The 22620-nt window shown below is 58.0% G+C and carries 19 protein-coding genes and 1 pseudogene; 12 read left to right on the plus strand and 8 right to left on the minus strand.

Going from position 1 to position 22620, the window contains the following annotated elements; translation table 11 throughout:
* Positions 1 to 165: 165 nt before the first annotated feature.
* On the plus strand, positions 166 to 636 hold the full coding sequence (locus ACQKPC_RS11495; RefSeq protein WP_427624649.1) for a hypothetical protein: 471 nt from the start codon (positions 166 to 168) through the stop codon (positions 634 to 636).
* A gap of 64 nt (positions 637 to 700) precedes the next feature.
* Here the strand turns inward: ACQKPC_RS11495 and ACQKPC_RS11500 are convergent, their stop codons facing one another.
* Together ACQKPC_RS11500 and ACQKPC_RS11505 are read right to left on the minus strand one after the other, a co-directional pair.
* Complete coding sequence (locus ACQKPC_RS11500) at positions 701 to 3265, minus strand: autotransporter outer membrane beta-barrel domain-containing protein (RefSeq protein ID WP_427624651.1); 2565 nt, start codon at positions 3263 to 3265, stop codon at positions 701 to 703.
* 242 nt (positions 3266 to 3507) lie between these two features.
* The gene (locus ACQKPC_RS11505) at positions 3508 to 6630 is read right to left on the minus strand and encodes a hypothetical protein (RefSeq protein WP_427624652.1); all 3123 of its coding nucleotides are present in this window, start codon (positions 6628 to 6630) and stop codon (positions 3508 to 3510) included.
* A 236-nt stretch (positions 6631 to 6866) separates the two neighbouring features.
* On the opposite strand from ACQKPC_RS11505, the gene ACQKPC_RS11510 reads away from it, so the two are divergent.
* The 7 genes from ACQKPC_RS11510 to ACQKPC_RS11540 all read left to right on the plus strand — a co-directional run bounded on the left by ACQKPC_RS11510 (position 6867) and on the right by ACQKPC_RS11540 (position 13142).
* Positions 6867 to 7892: a LacI family DNA-binding transcriptional regulator gene (locus tag ACQKPC_RS11510; RefSeq protein WP_427624653.1), complete on the plus strand. Its 1026-nt coding sequence runs from the start codon at positions 6867 to 6869 to the stop codon at positions 7890 to 7892.
* A gap of 186 nt (positions 7893 to 8078) precedes the next feature.
* A complete protein-coding gene (locus tag ACQKPC_RS11515) occupies positions 8079 to 8861 on the plus strand; it encodes a sugar phosphate isomerase/epimerase family protein (protein WP_427624654.1) in 783 nt (260 codons plus the stop codon).
* Positions 8854 to 9873: a sugar kinase gene (locus tag ACQKPC_RS11520; protein ID WP_427624656.1), complete on the plus strand. Its 1020-nt coding sequence runs from the start codon at positions 8854 to 8856 to the stop codon at positions 9871 to 9873. The genes ACQKPC_RS11515 and ACQKPC_RS11520 overlap by 8 nt, the downstream gene beginning before the upstream one ends.
* A gap of 79 nt (positions 9874 to 9952) precedes the next feature.
* A complete protein-coding gene (locus ACQKPC_RS11525) occupies positions 9953 to 11239 on the plus strand; it encodes an MFS transporter (protein ID WP_427624658.1) in 1287 nt (428 codons plus the stop codon).
* Between the two features lie 21 nt (positions 11240 to 11260).
* Positions 11261 to 12286 (plus strand): 2-hydroxyacid dehydrogenase, encoded by a 1026-nt coding sequence (locus ACQKPC_RS11530; RefSeq protein WP_427624659.1) that lies wholly within the window; start codon positions 11261 to 11263, stop codon positions 12284 to 12286.
* A gap of 125 nt (positions 12287 to 12411) precedes the next feature.
* Positions 12412 to 12678 carry a DUF2790 domain-containing protein gene (locus ACQKPC_RS11535; protein ID WP_427624660.1) on the plus strand — a complete coding sequence of 89 codons (267 nt, stop codon included), beginning with the start codon at positions 12412 to 12414 and terminating at the stop codon, positions 12676 to 12678.
* Between the two features lie 65 nt (positions 12679 to 12743).
* A complete protein-coding gene (locus ACQKPC_RS11540; protein ID WP_427624661.1) occupies positions 12744 to 13142 on the plus strand; it encodes a hypothetical protein in 399 nt (132 codons plus the stop codon).
* Here the strand turns inward: ACQKPC_RS11540 and ACQKPC_RS11545 are convergent.
* Positions 13139 to 13408 carry a DUF1652 domain-containing protein gene (locus ACQKPC_RS11545; protein WP_063343574.1) on the minus strand — a complete coding sequence of 90 codons (270 nt, stop codon included), beginning with the start codon at positions 13406 to 13408 and terminating at the stop codon, positions 13139 to 13141. The genes ACQKPC_RS11540 and ACQKPC_RS11545 overlap by 4 nt on opposite strands.
* Before the next feature lie 389 nt (positions 13409 to 13797).
* On the opposite strand from ACQKPC_RS11545, the gene eco reads away from it, so the two are divergent.
* Positions 13798 to 14280, plus strand: coding sequence for a serine protease inhibitor ecotin (gene eco, locus ACQKPC_RS11550; RefSeq protein WP_427624662.1), 483 nt, complete (start codon positions 13798 to 13800; stop codon positions 14278 to 14280).
* Positions 14281 to 14310: 30 nt separating this feature from the next.
* Here the strand turns inward: eco and ilvA are convergent.
* Positions 14311 to 15306 (minus strand): annotated as a pseudogene (ilvA, locus tag ACQKPC_RS11555) (threonine ammonia-lyase, biosynthetic); the annotation flags it as partial.
* A 291-nt stretch (positions 15307 to 15597) separates the two neighbouring features.
* Here ilvA and ACQKPC_RS11560 point away from each other — a divergent pair.
* Positions 15598 to 15933, plus strand: coding sequence for a DUF2834 domain-containing protein (locus ACQKPC_RS11560; protein ID WP_427624664.1), 336 nt, complete (start codon positions 15598 to 15600; stop codon positions 15931 to 15933).
* 145 nt (positions 15934 to 16078) lie between these two features.
* On the opposite strand, the gene ACQKPC_RS11565 is transcribed toward ACQKPC_RS11560, so the two are convergent.
* Complete coding sequence (locus ACQKPC_RS11565; RefSeq protein ID WP_427624666.1) at positions 16079 to 17002, minus strand: magnesium transporter CorA family protein; 924 nt, start codon at positions 17000 to 17002, stop codon at positions 16079 to 16081.
* A 7-nt stretch (positions 17003 to 17009) separates the two neighbouring features.
* Positions 17010 to 18488: a RimK family protein gene (locus ACQKPC_RS11570; protein ID WP_427624684.1), complete on the minus strand. Its 1479-nt coding sequence runs from the start codon at positions 18486 to 18488 to the stop codon at positions 17010 to 17012.
* A gap of 200 nt (positions 18489 to 18688) precedes the next feature.
* On the opposite strand from ACQKPC_RS11570, the gene rimI reads away from it, so the two are divergent.
* Positions 18689 to 19786, plus strand: a complete 1098-nt coding sequence (gene rimI, locus ACQKPC_RS11575; protein ID WP_427624668.1) for a ribosomal protein S18-alanine N-acetyltransferase — start codon at positions 18689 to 18691, stop codon at positions 19784 to 19786.
* A 162-nt stretch (positions 19787 to 19948) separates the two neighbouring features.
* Here rimI and ACQKPC_RS11580 read toward each other — a convergent pair whose 3' ends face one another.
* Together ACQKPC_RS11580 and ACQKPC_RS11585 are read right to left on the minus strand one after the other, a co-directional pair.
* Complete coding sequence (locus tag ACQKPC_RS11580; RefSeq protein WP_427624669.1) at positions 19949 to 21100, minus strand: PQQ-dependent sugar dehydrogenase; 1152 nt, start codon at positions 21098 to 21100, stop codon at positions 19949 to 19951.
* 51 nt (positions 21101 to 21151) lie between these two features.
* Positions 21152 to 21508, minus strand: a complete 357-nt coding sequence (locus ACQKPC_RS11585; protein ID WP_427624671.1) for a hypothetical protein — start codon at positions 21506 to 21508, stop codon at positions 21152 to 21154.
* A gap of 210 nt (positions 21509 to 21718) precedes the next feature.
* Between ACQKPC_RS11585 and ACQKPC_RS11590 the strand changes: the two genes are divergently transcribed.
* Positions 21719 to 22579, plus strand: a complete 861-nt coding sequence (locus ACQKPC_RS11590; protein WP_427624672.1) for a Ku protein — start codon at positions 21719 to 21721, stop codon at positions 22577 to 22579.
* Positions 22580 to 22620: the final 41 nt, after the last annotated feature.

Genomic DNA, 22620 nt, shown 5'->3' on the forward strand with positions numbered 1-22620 from the left:
GGGGATCGCCCAGCGTGCCTATTGCAACCACGGTTGCCCAGCCCTGTAAACTGTCAACAATGACAGTATACAGGGGGAGCAGAAACAGGCTTCCATAGCTCATCCAGACGTAGGGCCAGTAAAGGCCTTTGGATACTCTTATTCAAAGTAACGGAGACTACGTCCATGAGCATCATTAATCCTGTGATCAAACGAAGTGGTTTTGCAGAAGGCAACTATTTCATCGGCGATGCGTTCACCGGTGGAACGTTTTCCTTTAAGGCATTCAACGCCACTTCCCGACTTATCGATAGATTGAAGGCCGGACTGAAGAAACTCGACGTGGTGAAAATCACCGCCATCGAACGCACTCCTCCTCGCACCAGCGCAGGCCATACCAGCGTTCGGGAGTTGACCATTTCGCTTCCGATCGAACTTGCGATCGGCGAATATGAGCTCAAAGGCACTGACGGCACCAGCTTCAGTTTCAAAGACGCTGAAGGTAAGGTCGTTGAAGCGTCCTCCGGTACGCTCAAGATCCTGCCCTCGGAGGGGAACGTGGTCAAAGGTGAAATCAAGGCCGATCTTGACGTGCCGGGCTCAGAGGGAGAAACCTTTGCGCTTAAAGCGCGTTTCCAGGTACTGAAAGCGGGCTGATCCACCAGCACACATAAAAAAGGGAAGCCTGGCTTCCCTTTTTTATTGACGCCTGCAGTGGCGCTTAAAACTTGTAATGTGCCCCCATATTCAAACCAAAGTCCTTGGTAACGCCATCGCCCTTGCTGGTATCGAGCTCGGCATGCAACTGCCAACGATCATTCAACGTCCAGGATGCACCTGCGCCTACTTCAAAACGCGTACCGGAGAGATCGTTGTTGAACTTGTTATCGTTGACCCGAACTTCGTTGCTTTGCGCAAACTCATGCACCACCGCTGCGCGGATATGCGGCTGTACGATGCTGCCATTGGCCATGGTCATGCTGCGACCCAGGGTTGCACCGGCCTTGCCGAGAAGTGAATGCGTGGTATCGGCGTCGGCCCGCAGACCGTTGTCCAGCGTGAAATCCTTACCCTGAATCGATGCCGCTTGCCACTGGGTAAACAATTCGGCGTAGTAGCCATCTTTGATGTCTATGTGTTTGCCAAACTCGGCCGACGCACTGGCGCCCCAGTTGTTGTAGTCGCCTTCGGTGCGGGTGCCATCACTCAGTGCCACTTTGGCTTCGTTGCGAAAATGGTTGAGCTTGGCAACGGTATCCAGGTAGTAACCGCTGTCACCCAGCCAGGTGCCGTAGACACCGACCGATGTGCTGCCAATCTCACCGGAGCTGCCGCGGTGCAAGTCCAGGTCCGACTTGCTATAGCCGACAAATGCACCCAGTAACACTTGCTCGCCTGCGATCTGTACCGGAGTGTCGGCGCCCATTGCAATACCGTACTGGTTCTGGCTGTAACCATCGCCGAAAGCGTTGTTGTCGATGCTGTAGCGGTTGCCATAGCTACGGACCCAGCCACCCGACTGACCACCGTTGACGCGCAAGTCGCCCATACGATTGGTCAGCGAAGCCATTTCACCATAGATCACCGTCGGCGCGGTGCCGAACAGCGCCATGACCGAACGGGTCGGTGTACTCACTACCTCTTTATCGGGCTGCAGATACCAATCCTCGCCTGTCTTGACCAATTGGTAAGTGAAGGCGCCGGCATCGACCGGGCCGTTGAGCAGGCCGAAACGCGCATCGCCGCCGACCGTCTGGACGACTTTGATCGGTGTGTCGTTGACCGGATCGACACCGCTGCTAGACACCAACAGTTGGTGACTGCCAGCGGCATTGCCGGTGACGTTGAGCAAATCGGTCAGGCCCTGGTTGAAGTCGGTGCCGATTTCGAACGTACCGCTGCCGGCGAGACTCGCCACGTCCAACTGAAAGAAATCCTGATTGCCACCAAACCGCACGCGGCCGCCATTCAATGACAGGTTGTTCACCGACTGGCTGTCTGTCATCTGCCACAGCGCCTGGTTGTTGATGGCGAAATTAGTGACGTTGTTGACCTGCCCGGTAAGACTGGCGCCATTGTCCAGGGTCAGACTGGTAGCACTGTCCACCGCACCCGTGACATTGCCGCTCATAACACTCTGGTTGTTGACCTGCACATTGGCGACATCCTGCAGATTGCCGTTCAATGTCGAGCCGTTGTCCAGGATTACGCTGGAGGAGCGCAACACATCGCCGGTCATCGCACTGCGATTGTTGATCGATACATTGGCCACATCCTGAAGGTTGCCGGTCAGCGTCGAGGCGTTGTCCAGCGACACACTCGAAGCGGTCAGCACATTACCGGTCATGCGCGCCTGGTTGTTCAGCGCGACTGTGGTGACGTTTAGCATGTCGCCGGTCAGCGATGCGGTGTTCTGCAAGGTCACATTGGCCGTGCTGCCCTGGACCACCGTGACATTGCCGGCCAGGTCACTGTCATCCACCAGAAGGTTGGCCGAAGCCCCTGTACGCACCTCAAGCAAGGTGTTGTTGCCGGCGACCACGCTGGAACCATTACGTACCTGAATGTTGGCGACAGTCGGAAAGTTTGGCGCGTTGATGCCGACAACGATTGCCGAGCCGGTGCCACTCTCCACTCGGGAACTGTCCAGCACGATGGTTGAGGGAATGACCGCCGTTACCTGAGTGTCGGTTCCTACGCTCAGCGCGTTGAGGCCGCCGCGAATGGTGCTGCCGGTAGCGGTCAGCGAACCCTCGAGCAGGCGGATGCCGAAACTCGTCGCACCCGTGCCTTCTACGGTTGAGTTCTGCAGGTTCAGGTTGCTGAAACGGTTGCCCGCGATCCCGCCTTGCAGGCCGCGCACCACACTGTTGTTGCTCAGGTTGACGGAGGAGCCACCGACGCTGCCAACGTTGCGCACGGCAGAAATGCCGATCCCGTTGACACTGGTAACGGTCGAATTGTTCAGGGTGGCGGTGGCGTTGGTTAGAAAAATACCCTGTTCAATACCGCCCTCGCCGGCCGAGGTGATGGTGGAGTTGCTCAGGTCGACCAGACTCCCCGCCGAACCGGTAATACTCAGTGTGGTAGAACCCGATCCATTGAGGATGGCATTGGTCTGGAGTTGCCAGTTGTCCAGCGCAGTGCCGGCATTAATGGTCTGCGTGGTGCCCGCCGGGACGGTGGCCGCCTGGGTCAGGGAGGAATGGATCAGCAGCGGCGCCAAGGACCACAGGCAGACACTGATCGGGGATTTGGGAAAAGCAAAAAACGGTTTTGGCGACATGACTGGAGTCTCACTCGATTGCATTCCGTCAGGAACGAGTTGCCGACCTGAACTGCTCAAGTCGGACAATTAATGGTCGCCAGACTACGGATTAACCTCTCAACGATATGTAGGATAAGTCCGTAGGTGCGTACGACTTGTCCCTTTAATATGTGCGACGTTCCGTATCTGAACGTAAACGACTTCGCGATCCGGGAATGGGGACGAAAATTCTTTCGTCCCCATTCACAGACTCATACGGACTACAGATTTCCAGGCACTTCAGGGCGCTCTATCTCGCAATACACCAGACTGGAGTTCAGCAGTGCCACCTGCACAGTGGTCTCCGCCGTGACACCATTGACCGTATAAGCGATACGCGCGTAACGAGTCGCAGGCCGCGAGTTGCCAACAGGTGGCAGTTGAATGATCTTGATCCGGTCGTATTCGGTGAGGAAAAACTCCAGGTTTCCCGAGGCCGGCATCAGGCCGGAACGGGTGATCAGCGTGCCGGGAATGGCCGGGGCACCCACTGCATCGCTGGTGCGACCTTCGAACTCCAGATTGACCGTTGCGCCGGCCGGAATATTGCTATCGGGCCGAATACGGATGCGCAGACGGCGAGTCTGGTAAGGCGGCATCGGGCCATTCGGCACAACCGGATGGTTGAAGCTAGGGCAGTTGATTGTCTTCGCAATACGCTCCGCTATCGTGCTTCCCGTCGAAGTTCTGTAGCTCGAGAGCACGAGTTGCGGCACCGGCAGATTGATCACGATGGCCGTGACCTGAACATCGGTCGGAGGCATTTGTGACATGACAGTAGGGCTGCCGGGATAACCGATCGTGATGTAGGCTTTACGGGCATTGTCGCCCGTGCCGTTGCCTTCGGTCCTGATGGTTTCCCAGGGCAACGTGGTGGTGACCCGGGTATCGCCGCTACGCACCGGTATCTGTGCACCGACTTGTTTACCCTGGTAGTAGAACGTGACGACCTCACGCCCCGTAATCGGCCGGGCCGCTTCAGTCCACAGAGGCCAGATCATCGTCGCATCAAAACCGGACTGCGCGGGAGTCAGTGTATTGGGAGCCGGTGTTGGCGTACCCACACCCTGGACAACGACTGGAGCAATGTTGGGGTTTTCCAGCTCCGGCAGATTTGGCTGTTCCGGCCCTGCATAAGAAAGATCAAGAACGCCGACGGCGAGCGGAGAGGTCCCGTTGGGCGTAATGGTCGTACGCTCCAGTTCATACCAGTATTCGAACTCCACCTGATCGGCACGATTCGGATCGCCAAAGACATCTGCCCATGTGTCGTAATCCACCAGGAACTCTAGTTTGCCAACTGTACCGGGCGGTGGAACCGACTGCTCTGGAAGCGATATCTGATCTTGTGTGACCGTATTGCGGATGTACGGGATAATCCGGTCACCTGGCAACCAGTTGGAGGCGGCGGTGTAGCTGATTTCCATGATGGTCTTTGAAGGGGATTTCACGGTCGGCAAGGTGATCGACGTAACACCTTCTGGGAGCGGAATTTTTGGAACATTCAGGACCGGTTTCGGTGCGACAAACCTTCTGAACATATTAGTGATCGCGGCGTTGTTGCTGATGTTGCCTGGCAGGTCAGTCAGGTTGTACGAGTAGTAATACGTACCCTCTGGCAGTGCCCTGAGGAAATCCAGCTTAACATTGATAATGCCACCGGCGACCAGCGGACCACTGAACGCCTCGGTTTCACCCTGCATCAGCGCAAAGGTGGTCTGCTGTGAGATATAAAAGTTGACGGAATCCAAACCCGCCTCGAACTTTTTATAGCCGGTGGGGATAGTCAGATCAAGCCCCCCGGCGTTCGCCGGGTCGTTCAGCCATGCGTCATTGATTTCGACCGGTACGGTTCCGCCCAGCGTCAGAAGGGGCGGCCGCGGTCCCGTAACATTCCCCCTGCCTGGCTGTGATTGCCAGGGCGCGGTCAGGTCGACCAGAACTTCGAGCGGGCTAGACGTGTCGGGGTTATCAAAAATGTCAAAAATGAGGAACACGAAATAATACGGGGCGTATTCACCCTCCTCGTCGAACACGTCAACCAGGGCAGTGGTAGGCACATCGAATTCGATCGGGAACCCCCAACCACCGGCAGGCTTGCTTTTCGTCCCAACCAAAGTGATTGGATCGTAAGGAACTGGGTCAAGGCCACGAAGAAAAAGCTTGTGCAGTTCAACCCTTGCTCCGCCGTCGCCACTTGCATCTTCAATTTCCGTCAACTGGAATTTTACAATCCTGTCCTCTTTAAGCTGCTTGTACGTCAGTCGACCATCGGCCAGTTGATCAACAATTTTCGGAGGCTCGGCAAGCGCTCCGACGTCACTCGCCACCTTGCTGTCTTTAACGCTTGGATCTACAGGCATATTCATCTTCGTACTCTCCATCAGTGAGTGTGTGTTCGAACTGTCTGCGTTATTGCCAAACGAAGAATCGTGCGACGGCAGGCTGCAAGTTCCCGGCACTAACGTTTTACTGCGTTGCACATCATTTATTACTTCAGTGTTTACAGCGGTTGAACTTAATCCTCCGGACCGAGGCGGGGGACTGCAAGTTTGACTACTGCCCGGAATGACTCTATCAATTTTTACCAACGCTGATTCCGAGCGCCCCAGGGGAATGCCATTTCGATACAGGGTGTAACTGGCCAATGCGGACGAATTTCTTTCCATCGGCTTTATGTATTGCTCGTATTTATCGCTTCCGAGAATAAAAAACGTTCCATTGTCAGCTTGTGTTTTTGTCAGTACTTTTCTGACTTGTAACTTTGTTCCCGGAATCGGTTTAGTTCCGTTGAGACTATCGAAGCCCTCCCAATCCAGCACGCATACATCACCGGCTTCGAATCGACCGGGTTGAGCCTCGACACCGATCCACAATTCTTCCCACAACTTCGGAGTCGAATTGCAGTTGAGATACCCCCACAATGTCGCAGAAGGAAATGTCGGTTCTTCAAGGTTTATCGGTACAGGGCGACGAACAATAAAAGTCTGTGGCAGCGAAGTATCTTCATTGCCGTTATCGCCGATGGTGACCCGATAGCGCAGAACAATGTCGCCGTCACGTTGCAGATATTGCGCAGGCAACAAAAAGAATGGCGGAATGGTGACCGGGACTGGAAAAAAGTTGCTGTAAAACCGCGTTTCAGTCGTCGCACCCGGCTCCGTTACCCAGATCTCCAGCAAGTCGCTTTTACCGTCTTCAATGGATGGCGCAGCCCACATCGGGATCAGCAATCTGGCGCCATCGGTCGAAGCTGCCGGCGGAAGTACGCCATCAGCGCCAACCCCTTCGATCTCCAGAGGCACAGCAAATAAACCAACCGGAATTTCTGTAACTGAAGACATATCCATTTCCCCGAAAGAGCGCCATTTCAGCCCTGAGGGAAATTAGACCCCCTTGTGCCACTTCCGCCTACTGTCATATCTGACAGGTTTTTCGACCGTTCGTCGGTCTTGTCGCCGTACGCTGTTTCGCGGCTGTCTAAAAAACTTGACGATCCTTAGGGTAATGTTGTCTTCTGAAACCGGTTTCATCACCAAGCAATGTGACCTGTCGAGTAGCCCAATAAGAAGATCGCCCCATGAACGATTTCTCCGCCGCCCAGCGCAGCCGCGTGACCATGCTCGACGTCGCCGAACGCGCCGGCGTGTCTAAGGCCAGCGTCTCGCGCTTCATCGGCGATGACCGCGCCCTGCTCTCCGATGCCATCGCCCTGCGCATCGAGCAGGCGATCAGCGAATTGGGCTATCGCCCGAACCAGATGGCCCGCGGCCTGAAACGTGGGCGCACTCGCCTGATCGGCATGCTAGTGGCCGATATCCGTAACCCTTATTCGATTGCCGTGATGCACGGGGTGGAAACCGCTTGCCGTCAGCACGGCTACAGCCTGGTGGTGTGCAACACCGATCGCGATGACGAGCAAGAGCGTCAACACCTGGCGTTGCTGCGCTCGTACAACATCGAAGGCTTGATCGTGAACACCCTCGGCCATCACCGGGATGAGCTGCGCGAACTGCATCAGGAAATGCCGATGGTGCTGGTGGATCGCAAGGTCGATCAGCTCGAGAGCGATCTGGTGGGGCTGGATAATCCGGCCGCTGTCGAGATGGCCGTTGCCCACCTTGAAGAACGCGGTTATCGCGATGTGCTGATGGTCACCGAACCGTATGACGGCACCAGTTCGCGGATCGAGCGGGTCAGCAGTTTCAAGGCGCAGATCGAGCGGCTTCCGGCGCTCTCGGGCGCGGTGGTCGAAACCGGCGGCGATCTGACCGCTCGTTTGAATAACTTTCTGCAAACGCCTGGCCCTGGCCCGAAAGCGCTGTTTTGCGCCAACGGTATTGCCGCGCTGGCCAGCACTCATTCGTTGCGGGAGTTGAAGTGCGACCTGTTCGCGGAGGTCGGGTTGATTGCCCTGGATGATCTGGATTGGTATCCGCTGGTAGGGAGCGGGATTACCGCCCTCGCCCAGCCGACGACCGAGATTGGGGCGAGTGCGTTTGAGTGTTTACTCAAGCGACTGCGTGGGGATGACGGGCCGGTGCGGAGTCTGGATTTTTCGGCGCGGTTGATAGTGCGGGGGTCGACCGGTGGACATTCTCGGTGACATTTCTGACCTCATCGCGAGCAGGCTCGCTCCCACAGGGGATTTGTGGTGCACATTGTATTCGTGTAACGACACAGACCCCTTGTGGGAGCGAGCCTGCTCGCGATGAGGCCCTGAGAATCACCCCATAACGCAACGGCAAATTTTTTTGACCAAAAATGAAACCGGTTTCAGAGGTGAATAACAATGAACAAACCACCCGTTTCCATCAGCCTGTCCAGCTACGGCGCCGACCTCGTTCGCCAACGTGGCCAAGGCAGTTTTGTCGAGGTGCTGTCCGCTGCCGGCGCCACGCACATTGAATGGCGCGAAGAGCTGCTGACACTCGAAGACCCCACGCAATTGGCCTGCGCCACGCAATCCCGGGGCCTGGAAAGCATCTATTCCTCACCGATGGAATTGTGGCGGGCCGGGCAGTCGGCCCCCAATCCTGAACTGCTCTCGACCCTGGAGCGTGCCGAGGCATTCGGCGCCCAATGGCTGAAAGTCTCCCTGGGCTATTTCACCGACAACAACGATCTGCAGACGCTGGCGCTTGCGTTGCAACAGAGCCCGGTGCAGCTGCTGGTGGAAAACGACCAGACCTTGCACGGCGGCCGAATCGAACCCTTCCAGCGATTCTTCGCCAACGTCGAGCAGCACAACCTGCCGATCAAAATGACCTTCGATATCGGCAACTGGCAATGGCAGGACCAGTCCGCCGCCAGCGCCGCGCGGCTGCTCGGTCGATACGTCGGCTATGTGCATTGCAAAGCCGTGGCACGGCGGGCCGACGGCAAACTGGTGGCGGTGCCGCCGTCTGCCAGCGACCTGCATCTGTGGTGCCGACTGCTACGGCACATGGATCACGGCGTGATGCGCGCGGTGGAGTATCCACTGCAAGGCGATGACCTGGTGCAGTTGACCACCGAGCATGTCGCCGCCCTCTCCCACCTCGGTCAATCCCGCCTGGAGCCTGCTCATGTCTGAGATAGATATTCTGTCGTTCGGCGAAACCATGGCGATGTTCGTCGCTGAGCAGAACGGTGAACTGGCTGACGTCGACCACTTCCACAAGCGCATTGCCGGGGCCGACAGTAATGTCGCCATTGGTTTGTCGCGGTTGGGGTTTAACGTCGCCTGGCTGAGCCGGGTGGGCGCGGACTCGTTGGGTCGGTTCGTGATCGATACGCTGGAGAAAGAAGGCCTGGATTGCAGCCATGTTGACATCGACCCGGCGCACCCCACCGGGTTTCAACTCAAGTCCCGCACTGACGATGGCAGCGATCCGGTTGTCGAGTATTTCCGCCGTGGCTCGGCCGCCAGTCATTTGTCGGTGCAATCCATTGCCCCGCAACTGCTCGAGGCTCGTCACTTGCACGCCACGGGCATTCCCCCGGCGCTGTCTGCGTCGGCTAGGGAAATGTCTTTCGAGCTGATGACCCGCATGCGTAATGCCGGGCGCAGCGTGTCGTTCGACCCCAACCTGCGCCCGAGTCTGTGGGCCAGCGAGCAACAGATGATCCGCGAGATCAACCGTCTGGCCGCCCTCGCCCATTGGGTGCTGCCGGGTTTGAGCGAAGGGCGTTTGCTGACCGGTTTCGAAGACGCCGCCGACATCGCGGCGTTTTATCTCGACCAAGGCGTTGAAGCCGTGGCGATCAAACTCGGACCGCACGGCGCGTATTACCGAACCCATCTGGATGAAGGTTTCGTTGCAGGCGTGCCGGTGGAAACGGTGGTCGATACGGTCGGTGCCGGTGACGGGTTTGCCGTCGGCCTGATCAGTGCCCTGCTGGAAAACCACAGCGTTGCCCAAGCGGTGCAGCGTGCCAACTGGATTGGTAGCCGCGCGGTGCAGAGCCGTGGGGATATGGAGGGGTTGCCCAATCGGGCCGAGATGGATGCCGAATTCGGGGCCGCCAATCGCGAGCAGGCTCGCTCCCACATTGAATCGGGTTCAAACACAAATCCCCTGTGGGAGCGAGCCTGCTCGCGATGAGGCCATAACAGTCACTGCAAAAAGCTGATCCACACCCGTTACCTGCTGCGACAAAAACAACAAGCTCAGGAGCATCACTATGAAAACCGCAACACTGGCCACCCGCCGCTGGTGGTACATCATGCCGATCGTGTTCATCACCTACAGCCTGGCGTATCTGGACCGCGCCAACTATGGGTTCGCTGCCGCCTCCGGGATGGCTGCAGACCTGATGATCACCCCCGGGCTGTCGTCCTTGCTCGGCGCGCTGTTCTTCCTCGGTTATTTCTTCTTCCAGATTCCGGGCGCGATCTACGCCCAGAAGCACAGCGTGAAGAAGCTGATTTTCGTCAGCCTGATCCTCTGGGGCGGCCTGGCGACCTTGACCGGGATCGTCTCCAACGCCTACTGGCTGATCGTGATTCGCTTCATGCTCGGCGTGGTCGAAGCCGCCGTGATGCCGGCGATGCTGGTGTACCTGTGCCATTGGTTCACCCGTGCCGAACGCTCGCGCGCCAACACTTTTCTGATCCTCGGCAACCCGGTGACCATGCTCTGGATGTCGGTGGTGTCGGGCTACCTGATCCAGCATTTCAGCTGGCGCTGGATGTTCATCATTGAAGGCTTGCCGGCGGTGCTGTGGGCGTTTATCTGGTGGCGGCTGGCCGATGATCGTCCGGCTCAGGCCAAGTGGCTGAGCGACCAGGAAAAGCAGGATCTGGAAAGCGCCCTGGCCGCCGAACAGGTCGGCATCAAAGCGGTGAAAAACTACGCCGAAGCCTTCCGCTCGCCAAAAGTGATCATCCTCGCCTTGCAGTTTTTCTGCTGGAGCATCGGCGTCTACGGTTTCGTGTTGTGGCTGCCGTCAATCCTCAAGGCCGGCGCGCAGATGGACATGATCGAAGCCGGTTGGCTGTCGGCGTTGCCCTACCTGGCGGCGGTGATCGCCATGCTGCTGGTGTCCTGGGGCTCGGACAAACTGCAAAAACGCAAACGCTTCGTGTGGCCACCGCTGCTGATCGCCTCGATTGCGTTCTATGGCTCGTACGCCTTGGGCGCTGAACACTTCTGGTGGTCCTACACGCTGCTGGTGATTGCCGGCGCCTGCATGTACGCCCCGTACGGGCCGTTTTTCGCCATCGTCCCGGAAATCCTCCCGGCAAACGTCGCCGGTGGCGCCATGGCGTTGATCAACAGCATGGGCGCGCTCGGCTCATTTGGCGGCTCTTATCTGGTGGGTTACCTGAACAGCTCCACCGGATCGCCCGGTGCCTCTTATCTGCTGATGAGCGGCGCGTTGCTGCTGTCGGTGGTGCTGACGATTTTCCTCAAGCCCGGCGCCAGTGACCGGATCGCTGTGCCCCGGCCGGTGGCGGCTCATTCTTGATTTGATATAGAGATCACAACGATGAAAAAGCAGGTTGTGCTGTACAAGAAACTCTCGCCGCTGCTGATGGCTCGCTTGCATGAGCAGGCCGAGGTGACGCTGATCGACAGCCTCGACGCCGAGGGCTTGGCGCAACTGCGCCGGGCCCTGCCCCGTGCCCAAGGATTGCTCGGCGCCAGTCTAAAACTGGACGCCGGGTTACTGGATCTGGCGCCGAACCTGGAAGCCATTGCCAGCGTGTCCGTCGGCGTCGACAACTACGACATCGATTACCTGACCGAGCGGCGGATCCTGCTCAGCAATACCCCTGACGTGTTGACCGAAACTACTGCCGACACCGGTTTCGCGCTGATCCTGGCCACCGCCCGACGCGTGGTGGAGCTGGCTAACATGGTTCGCGCCGGCCAGTGGAGCCGAAACATTGGCCCGACGCATTTCGGCAGCGATGTACACGGCAAGACGCTGGGCATTATTGGCATGGGGCGGATCGGTGAGGCGCTGGCGCAACGCGGGCATTTCGGTTTTGGCATGCCGGTTGTGTATCACAGCCATTCGCCAAAACCGGCGGTGGAGCAGCGATTCAACGCGCAATATCGCAGCTTGAGCGATCTGCTGCAGCAGGCCGATTTCGTTTGCCTGACGTTACCGTTGACCGCTGCAACCGAAGGGATGATCGGCGCTGAACAGTTCGCCCTGATGCGCCCCGAAACGATCTTCATCAACATTTCCCGGGGCAAGGTGGTGGATGAGACTGCGCTGATCAAGGCGTTGCGGCAGAAGCGGATTCGCGCGGCGGGGCTGGATGTGTTTGAGCGTGAGCCGCTGGGCAATGACTCGCCGTTATTGCAGTTGAACAACGTAGTGGCGACGCCGCACATCGGGTCGGCGACGCATGAGACGCGGGAGGCGATGGCCCGGTGTGCGGTGGATAATCTGTTGGCGGCTTTGGCTGGGGAGCGGCCGGCTAATCTGGTGAATGCCGGGGCATGGGGCGGTCAGGAAGAGCCGAAACTCGTTCTCGCGACAGGCGGCATACAACCCGGTTAACCATCGCTTAACCCCATGGTCCAAAACTTTACTGGACCGCACGCCCTCAGCTCCTCTGACGCCCAGTGCGGCAGGTTCGACGTTGTTCAGTCGAACTGATTTCCCCTCTGCACTGGAGATTCACCATGAACACGCGAACACTGCTGATAACCACCGCCCTCGCCTGCACCGCGTTCGCCGGGCTTGCTCAGGCAAACGAGACGTCGTCCTCCCAGGCCGTGCCTTATCACTACGGCATGCAACTGCGGGTGGCCAAGGTCATTTCCCTGACTGAACCGCAAACGCAGGAATGCCAAGTGGTGACGGCCAACATGAAGTACATCGACACATCGAGTAAGCCTGCGGAAATTACGTACCAAAAACTGTCTGACGCGTGCAGCTATCAGAACTGACAGTAGTCCTGTGAGGGTTCTGGCGCTAAGCTCTGGCGCTTCCCTCACTGCCGCAAGGATTCGCCATGCAGTTCTCGTTTCGCACGCTGTCGACGTTCACCGCCGCTCTTTGTTTTCTGCTGGCGCTGGTCTGGGGTTTGATGCCGCAAGGGTTGCTGGCGATCTGGAGTATCGAGTATTCGTCCGCGGCGGGCTTTATCGCCCGGCGCAGTGCAGTGCTGTTCGGCGCATTGGGGGTGATGTTTTATCTGGTGCGGCAGGCGCCGCCCTCGGCAGCGCGAAGCGCGATGTGCAGCGGCTTTATGGTGGGGTGTTTCGGTTTGGCGGCACTGGGCTTCGGCGAATGGCTCAATGGACATGCCGGGCCGGGCATTTTGCTGGCGATCCTGGTGGAATTGGCGCTGGGTCTGGGGTTTATCCAGACCCGGCGCGTGTCGGTCGAAATGGGCGAAGCGGCCGGTTAATGAGCTTTTGACGTCGGGTGCAACAGCTCGCTGTGCCTGTTGTGCTCAAGGTCGGTGCGTAACTCGGCGATCAGATTATTGATTTCCCGGCACCCGTTGAGGCGATGGGCGTCTATGCCGGTGACGAACAGGTCAAGATGGTCAGTCTCGACGTCCGAATACACCTTGACGGTCATCGACAGGTCCGGCGACAGCGTGCATTGGCAGCGTTTCGGGAGAAAACTGCTTTCAACGATATTGCGTAGTTCCAAGGCAGAAAGAAACATGGCCACCCTCTCGGTATTGTGAGATTGCCAATCAAAAATCAATGTCGGTCGGAGCTCAAATCGCCCGTTCTTTTTCTTCTGTGCGGGCTTCATTGTTCCAACGTCCGACCGTTTTCTTGTGTTAGCACTGACTGGGCAGGAATCACGGTCAGCTCAAGACAGCTACAGCATAAAACATGCTCAGGATTTCGCTCTGCGCCTCGTCGGCAAATCAAGGGTTTGGCGGGGATGGCAATAAAACGACTCGGGCAAAATGCAAGAGAGGACTGTTTCAAGACCTGCATTTTGCAAACACCCCGGTGGCGGGTTTGCATTGGCTGAGGACGGCAGTGAGAATGCGGCCCATCCATTCAGTATCCGCTGACCCCACACACATGCAAGGAGGCATCATGGGTGCTTTGCCGCTTAACACGACCGTCGGGCTGATAGTTGCCATTTTGTCGTCCGTAGCCCACGCCGCAACCCTCGAAGACGTCGCGCCGTATCCCAAGCCTGAGAGCGGTTTTACCCGCCAGGTCATTCACCTCGCCCCGCAACAACAGGAAGACCGTTATCAGGTCGAAATTCTTGCCGGCAAGACCCTGACCGTGGACTGCAACCGTCAGCGCCTGGGCGGCATGCTTGAAGAAAAGAACCTTGAGGGCTGGGGTTACCCGTTTTACCGGCTGGAGAACGTCACCGGCCCGATGAGCACGCTAATGGCCTGCCCCGATAGCAAGCGCAAAAAGGACTTCGTACCGGTGGTCGGTGACGGTTTCAGGCTGCGTTACAACAGCAAGCTGCCGATCGTGCTCTACGTGCCCAAGGACGTCGAAGTGCGCTACCGGATCTGGTCGGCGTCGAGCCATGTCGAGAAAGCCGTTCAGGAATAACCGGCTCGTCCCTCACACCAGGGCGCCGCTCATCGCGGCGCGCTCGGCCACATGCCGCAAACTGTCGAAATTGATATTCGCTCCGGAATCGATAGCCACCAGGGTCTGACCCCGTGCGCCGGTTTGTGCCACGTACTGCTTGATCCCGGCCACGGCCAAGGCGCCGGAAGGTTCGGTGATCGAGCGGGTATCGTCGTAGATGTTCTTGATCGCGGCGCAGAGTTCGTCGTTGCTGACGGTCAGTACCTCATCGACGCAAAACCGGCAGATCTCGAAACCATGGGCGCCGATCTGAGCGACGGCCACGCCATCGGCGAAGGTGCCGACGGTTGGCAGTACGACACGTTCGCCTGCCTGTAATGCAGCCTGCAAGCAGGCGGAATGTTCCGACTCGACGCCGATGATGCGGATTTCAGGGCGCAGGTATTTGACGTACGCGGCGATGCCGGCGATCAAGCCACCGCCGCCCACCGGAACGAAGATCGCATCCAGCGGCCCCTGGTGCTGGCGCAGGATTTCCATGGCGACGGTGCCCTGCCCCGCGATCACGTCCGGGTCGTCGAAGGGCGAGACAAAGGTGCGGCCGGTTTGCTGCGCCAGGCTCAACGCGTATTCCAGGGCAAACGGAAAACTCTCGCCGTGCAGCAGCGCTTCGGCGCCTCGGCTGCGAACCCCGTGTACCTTCAATTCCGGCGTCGTACAGGGCATGACGATGGTTGCGCCGATCCCCAGCTCGCGGGCCGCCAATGCAACGCCTTGGGCATGATTGCCCGCCGAGGCCGTGATTACGCCACGAGCCTTCTGTTCATCGCTCAGGTTCACCAGTTTGTTGTAGGCGCCACGGATCTTGAAAGAAAAGGTCGGTTGCAAGTCTTCGCGCTTGAGCAGGATCTGATTGCCCAACGCCTCGGACAAGGCCGGCGCCGCTTGCAACGGCGTGCGCACGGCGAGTTCGTAAACCGGCGCGGCGAGGATCTTTTTCACGTAGTGCTCAAGCAAGCTCTGCTGGGCGGGCGTACTGTTCATGGTCGTCTCCTTGGTATCCGGGTTTACGCGGTCGGCGTAGGAGCTGCATGCGCCCGGTAAGCTCAAAACCCAAGAGACAGAAAGTAAAAACCCGCCTCTAGGGCGGGTTGGGTGCTGCAGTCGTGAGCTAGCCCGCCAAATAAGGAATGGCGGTAATAATGCTTGGCTGGCAGCGCAATACGGTGGAAGTCATGGCTGGAAATTAGCCGGAGGCTGATGGCAAGTCAATGGCCAATTTTCAAAGGCCGCTGTAGGCTGGCGATTCTGCTCATTGTCCCAAGGAAGGAAACCATGAAGTCTGTCGCCCTGCCCCTCATCGCCCTGATCGCTTTCGCCGGCTACACCGTTTCGGTGATGCTGCAGGCGGAGCAGTCGTTGCTCGACTTCGGCATCAGCCTGATGTCGCGGCCCGATACCGCGCAAGTGGTGATCGATTTATACCTGTTGGCGACGCTTGCCGGTATCTGGATGTACAAGGATGCGCGCCAGCGTGGGCAGTCGGGGTTATCGGTGGTTCCCTATCTGGTGGTGACGGCGGTTTTTGTGTCGGTCGGGCCGTTGTTGTACCTGGTGGTGCGGGGTATTCAACGCCGCAAGAACTCCATCGATGCCACTCAACAAGCATGATCCAGAATGGGTCTGATTTTGAGATAGCTATCGCGAGCAGGCTCGCTCCCACGGGGAGGGCTGCGCGGGACTCGGAAGTTGGGGCAACCCGGATCAAAATGTGGGAGCGGGCTTGCTCGCGAAGGCGATCTGACAACCGCCGAAGTCACTTCGCCAGGCGCTTGAGGCCAATCACCATCACCCCCGCCCCCAGCATCATCGCCGTCAGAAACAACGGATAGGAAATCCACCACGGCGTGCCAGTGGTCATCATGCTGAACTCGGACATGCCGCCAATGCTCGCAACCAGGTTCAACGGCAGAAACACCACGTTGATTAACGTCAGTTTGCGCAGCAGGTTGTTCATGCTGTTGTTCATCAGGTTGCCGCGCGCATCGATCAGCCCGGAGAACACCGTGGAGTAGATTTCCGCCTGCTTGTAGCACTGGTTGTTCTCGATAATCAGATCGTCGATCAAACCGATGGCTTCAGGGCTGAAGTGTTCCTTCGCCGCATGATTACGCAGCCGGGTCAGGACCGCGCCGTTGCTGTGAATGGCGTTGATGTAATAGATCAGGCTTTCGCTGAGGTTGAACATCTGGACCAGATGCTGGTTCTGCATCGAGGCATTGAATTTTTGTTGCAGCTCCCGGGCAACCATCTTGATCACCTTGAGGTGCCCCAGATAGTGGTGAATGTTGTTGAACAACAGGTCGAGCAACACATCCAGTGGTGTCTTCAGTGACTGCCGCGTGCCGAGGCCGCTGAGCGGCGAGTCGTCGGTGGCAATCACCAGCAGACGCCCCGGGGAAAACAGCAAGCCGCAGGACGACACTTCGAAGGCCAGGCTGCCGCCGCCGGAGTAGTTTTCCGGGCGTTTCCAGATCAGGAACAGGTTGTCGGGGTGGAACTCGATGCGCGACACCTCGTCGGGGTCCAGGGCTGAGGCCAGAGCGTGTTCATCGAGCTTGAAATGGCTGTGCAACAGATCCCGCTCGGCCGCATCGGGGTTGCTGAACAGCATCACGTCGGCGTCCAGCCGTTCGACCGCGTGCAGGGCGCCGTGGCTCAGTTCAAAGCTTTTGATCATCGGCCGCTCACCAGGCCTGGCCGCGGCGCTTGAGCTCCAGCCGACGGACAAACTCTTCCAGCACCAAGGAATACAAATCGTCCTGCAAGTAGGCGTCTTCGATGCCGGCGTCCATGTTCGGGTTGTCGTTGACTTCGATCACCACCACTTTGTCGCCGGACTGTTTGAGGTCGACGCCGTAGAGGCCGTCGCCGATGAGATTGGCGGTTTTCACCGCCAGTTCAACCACCGCTCGCGGCGCTTCGTGAACCGCCAGGGTGCGGCATTCGCCGTTGATGTCCTGGCCTTTGGCTTTGTGGTTGTAGATCTGCCAATGGCCCTTGGACATGAAGTACTGGCAGGCAAAGATCGGCTTGCGGTTGAGCACGCCAATGCGCCAGTCGTATTCGGTGTAGAAAAACTCCTGGGCCAGCAGCAACACCGAGTGTTCGAACAGTTCGGCGGTGGCTTCAAGCAAGGCTTGCTGGCTTTCGACCTTGATGACGCCCTTTGAGAAACAACCGTCGGGGATCTTCAGCACCAGTGGAAACCCCAGACGCTCGCCTACCCGCTCGAAATCTTCCGGTCGTTCCTTGTAGAGGATTTCAGTGGCGGGCATGCCCAGTTGATGGCTCTTGAGCAAATCGGTCAGGTAAACCTTGTTGGTGCAGCGCAGGATCGACGCCGGGTCATCCATCACCACCAAACCTTCGCTCTCGGCCTTTTTGGCGAAGCGGTAGGTGTGGTTGTCGACGCTCGTTGTCTCGCGGATCAGGAGCGCGTCGTATTCGGCGATTCGGGCGTAGTCCTTGCGTTCAATCAGCTCGACGTCGATGCCTAGTGTCTTGCCGACCCTGACGAAGTTGTCCAAAGCCTTGGGATTGGAGGGCGGCAATGCTTCTTGCGGATCGTGCAGAATGGCCAGGTCATAACGGGCCAATCGCCTGGAGCGCGGCATGCGCCAGATCTTGCGACTAAAACTGTCGAGCGCATTAGCGAATTGATCTTCCTGATCTTCACGCAACTTATGCAAAGCGCCAGACTTTACACCTTCGATGTGCCAACCGTTAGTTCGACGAAACTCAACCAGCAATATCGGACAAGGAAAAACCTCGAACAACTGTCGAGCCAGATCCTGCAATGGCTCGATAGCGGTTTTGCCGAAATACAGTGTCAGGGTAAATCCTTCGGTATCGCTGTAAAGATGATTGCTAAGAGCCTTTTCCAGGGTTTTATCCAGATCATCCAGGGCCAGCCCATACAGGGATTTTCGGGTCAGTTCGCTGATGGTCCGCACCGACGGTATAACCTTGTGCCCCCGCGCTTCGGCCAGCAGCGAGCAGTAATAACCGTGCCCGAGGTACTTGTAGCTGCGGCACAGGTTAATCACCTGAACCCGCTTGCCCTGCTCATTATCGCGGGTCTGTTCGAGGTATTCCTGGGCTGTGACGATGTCTTCACTGGGGAAATAGGAAGCCCAGTCTTCCTTACGTTCGACGATGATCATCAACTGGCTGGAAGTTCTGATCGAGCCATTCAAATAGTTTTCAGAAGTTATTGCCGTTATCAACTTTTGCTCAGATACTTCGCGCCAATGACCTTGTACCGCTGACATAGTGATTGATCCATTGAAGAACAAGACCTTTCCTATTAAGCACGAACTTTTTCGAAAGTCCCGTTTCGTTACGCAACTTTTACGGCGGTTATATGAATCCTGTTTTTCGCTTGGCGGTAGTTGAAGATATACCGTCACTGCTGGCACTCGAACAGCAATGTTTCACCACGGATCGGCTCAACAGTCGCAGTTTTCAATGGATGATTACTCGGGCTCACGGGCAACTGCTGGTGGCCCAACGAGACGAGCAATTGGTGGGCTATGCGGTGGTGCTGTTTCACCGGGGCACTTCATTGGCGCGCCTGTACTCGATTGCGATAGCCCTTGATGCTCGCGGCAGTGGACTGGGCAAGCAATTGCTCGAACGTGTCGAGGCCTGCGCCATCGAGCATGACTGCGCCTACCTGCGGCTGGAAGTGCGCATCGACAATCCAACGGCGATTGCTCTGTATGAGCGTAACGGCTACCGGCGTTTTGCGCTGATTCACGACTATTACCAGGACCATGCCGATGCGCTGCGCCTGGAAAAACGTATCCTCCAGCACCGCGATTCACGCAACATCAAGGTGCCTTACTACCCGCAAACCACCGAGTTCACCTGTGGTCCGGCCTGCCTGCTGATGGCCATGGGCGCGCTGCAAGACGATCGAGCGTTGGAGCGCGGCGAAGAACTGCAAATCTGGCGCGAGGCGACCACGGTGTTCATGACGTCTGGCCACGGTGGCTGCAGCCCTCAAGGTCTGGCGCTGGCAGCGTGGCGGCGTGGTTTTCGGGTGCGGCTGCAACTGAGCATGGCCGGGCCGCTGTTTCTCGACGGCGTGCGCGATGCGCATAAAAAAGACGTAATGCGCCTGGTACACGAGGCGTTCACGGCGCAGTTGCAAGCCACCGACGTGGAACGAATGATCGGCGGACCACTGGATCTGCCACGGTTACTGCACGATGGCGGACAGCCGCTGGTATTGATCAGCAGCTATCGCCTGACCCGTTCCAAGGCGCCGCACTGGGTGATCGTCACCGATTGCGATGAAGAGTTTGTCTATCTGCACGATCCGGATGTGGATCACAGCCAGCATCGTCAGCCGATGGACTGCCAGCACTTGCCTGTCAGCCATGGAGAATTCGACAAAATGTGCAGTTTCGGACGAGGCAAACTGCGGGCTGCGGTGATTCTCTATCGGCGTGAGTAAGTAAACGGGTGCGACCCATTGTGGCGAGGGGGCTTGCCCCCGTTGCGTTGCGAAGCGGCGCTGAACCTGCGACCTCATTCTTTCAGGCGTACGGCGTTTGCCGATTTTACGACTGCTGCGCAGCCGAACGGGGGCAAGCCCCCTCGCCACAGGTTATGCGTATTACTTCAGGCCAAGCTTGTACAGCCCCCCGTCATCTTCATCGGTCAGCAAATACAGATAACCATCCGGCCCCTGCCGTACATCACGAATCCGTTTGTTGAGCTCACCCAACAACCGCTCTTCGTGAACAACCTTGTCGCCTTCGAACTGCAGGCGAATCAGCTCCTGACTCACCAGCGCCCCGATAAACACGTTGTGCTGCCAGGCCTTGAAGCGATCGCCGTCATAGAAGGCCATGCCGCTGAGGCCAGGGGATTTTTCCCAGACATGGTGCGGGCCCACGGTACCTTCGGCGGCTTCGCCCTTGGCTTCCGGGATTGGCAGGCCGGAATAGTTGATGCCGTGGGTTGCCATCGGCCAGCCATAATTTTTGCCACGCTCGATGATGTTGATCTCGTCGCCGCCCCGTGGGCCGTGCTCGTTTTCCCAGAGCGTGCCGGTCCAGGGATTGAGTGCCGCGCCTTGCGGGTTGCGTTGGCCGTAAGACCAGATTTCCGGGCGAACGCCTTTTTGCCCGACAAAGGGATTGTCTTCCGGCACCTTGCCATCCGGATAGAGCCGCACGATCTTGCCTTGCAGCTTGTCGAGATCTTGCGCCGTGGGCCGGTCGTTATTCTCGCCCAAGGTGATGAACAGATAACCGTCACGGTCGAACACCAGTCGTGAGCCGAAATGGTTGCCGACGGAGAGCTTGGGCTCCTGACGGAAGATCACCCTGAAATCCTTGATCGCCGTCAGGTCTTCCGACAACCGTCCGCGACCGACCGCCGTGCCGGCCTTGCCGCCCTCACCGCCCCCTTCGGCGTAAGACAGATAGACCATGCGGTCTTGCTTGAAATCGGGCGACAACACCACATCGAGCAATCCGCCCTGCCCCTTGGCCCAGACCTGAGGCACACCATTGAGCGGACCCGAGAGTTTGCCCTCGGCACTGACCAGCCGCAGGTTGCCGGGCCGTTCGGTCACCAGCATCCCTTGGCGGTCGGGCAGAAACGCCAGCGCCCAAGGGTGGTCCAGGCCTTTAACGATCGGCGTGAGCTCAAGGGTGCCCTGCTCGCTTTTAAAATCCTGTGTTGGCGCTGCAAAGGCGGGCGCCGTGACGGTTAATAACGCGCTGGCACAGAAAGTGGCCAAGAGGGTTTTACGCAACATGCACGATTCCTTTTGTCGTCAATAGAGCTGGCAAGACTTCTGTCTCGCCGTTCAACGGTAGTTGCGGTCCGAGCCCCGGGGTGGTGGATTGGGAATGAATTTCGGTTGGCCGGTGGGAGCCTGTCGATCTTGCGGATAGCGATTGCCGATGCCGCCGTTATCGAGCGTTGGCGGTCGTGGCACAGGCACCGTGTTTGGCCCGCGGATTACCGGGATATTGGGTTGCGTGCCTTGCATGCTGTTGGGATTGGCCCGGCGAATCGGGCTGTTGTAGGGATTGTTGTTGCTTCCCGGTAGGTTCTGCGCCAGCAGCAAGGGCGAAGACGACGATGCGGCGTCTGCCAGAGCCAAAGGGCTTAGCACGCCACTCAATGCCAGCGCGATGACGCCGAGCACACATCGGTTCATGGGGGACCTCTCTAAATGAGCGTGCCATGCTTCATGGATGAATAGAGCCACGCTACGCCCAGGGTTCGGATTTGTTAACTAAAACCTCCCCCACAACATGTAACACGAGTTGACCGCACCGCCGATCCGCCAGCAGGACCGGGCCGCCGCCGACTGAAACTTTTGCCCTTGGCCACAGGTCACCTGAACATCAACGACGAGGTCACGACGATGGCACGGGCAATCTGGAAAGGCGCAATCAGTTTCGGTCTGGTGCACATCCCCGTGGCGCTGGTTTCGGCGACGTCTTCGCACGGGATCGATTTCAACTGGCTCGACAGCCGCAGCATGGACCCGGTCGGCTACAAGCGCATCAACAAGGCCACCGGCAAGGAAGTCACCCAAGAGCACATCGTCAAAGGGATCGAGTACGAAAAAGGACGTTACGTGGTGCTCAGTGAAGAGGAGATTCGCTCGGCTCATCCACTGTCGACCCAAACCATCGACATTTTTGCCTTTGTCGGCAGCGAGCAGATCCCCCTGCAAAACATCGACACGCCCTACTACCTGGCGCCGGACAAACGCGGCGGCAAGGTCTATGCGCTGTTGCGCGAAACCCTCAGTAAAACCGACAAGGTCGCCCTGGCCCGCGTGGTGTTGCATTCGCGCCAGCACCTGGCGGCCCTCATGCCGCTGGAATCAGCCATGGTGCTGGTGATGCTGCGCTGGCCCGCCGAAGTGCGCAGCATTGCTCAATTGGAACTGGGCAGTGAAGTGACCAAGCCGGATCTGGCCAAAGGTGAGTTGGAGATGGCCAAACGGCTGGTGGAAGACATGAGTGCCGACTGGACGCCCGAAGAGTACCGCGACAGTTTCGAAGACAAGATCATGGCGCTGGTCGAGAAGAAGGCGAATGAAGGCAAGATCGAAGATGTCGAAACCGTGACGGGTGAAGAGGTGCGTAAAACCGCCGATGTTATCGATCTGACCGAACTGCTCAAACGCAGTCTTGGTGGCAAGGGCGGCGGTAAAACGACAGCAAAAGCAAAAACGACTACAGACAAAAAAGCCACGAAGCATTCTCGCGGCTGACTGATGACAGGGACATCCATGAGTCAGGTGGTGTGAATCTC

It is taken from the genome of Pseudomonas sp. NPDC089918, assembly GCF_050280605.1.
Taxonomy (GTDB): Bacteria; Pseudomonadota; Gammaproteobacteria; order Pseudomonadales; family Pseudomonadaceae; genus Aquipseudomonas.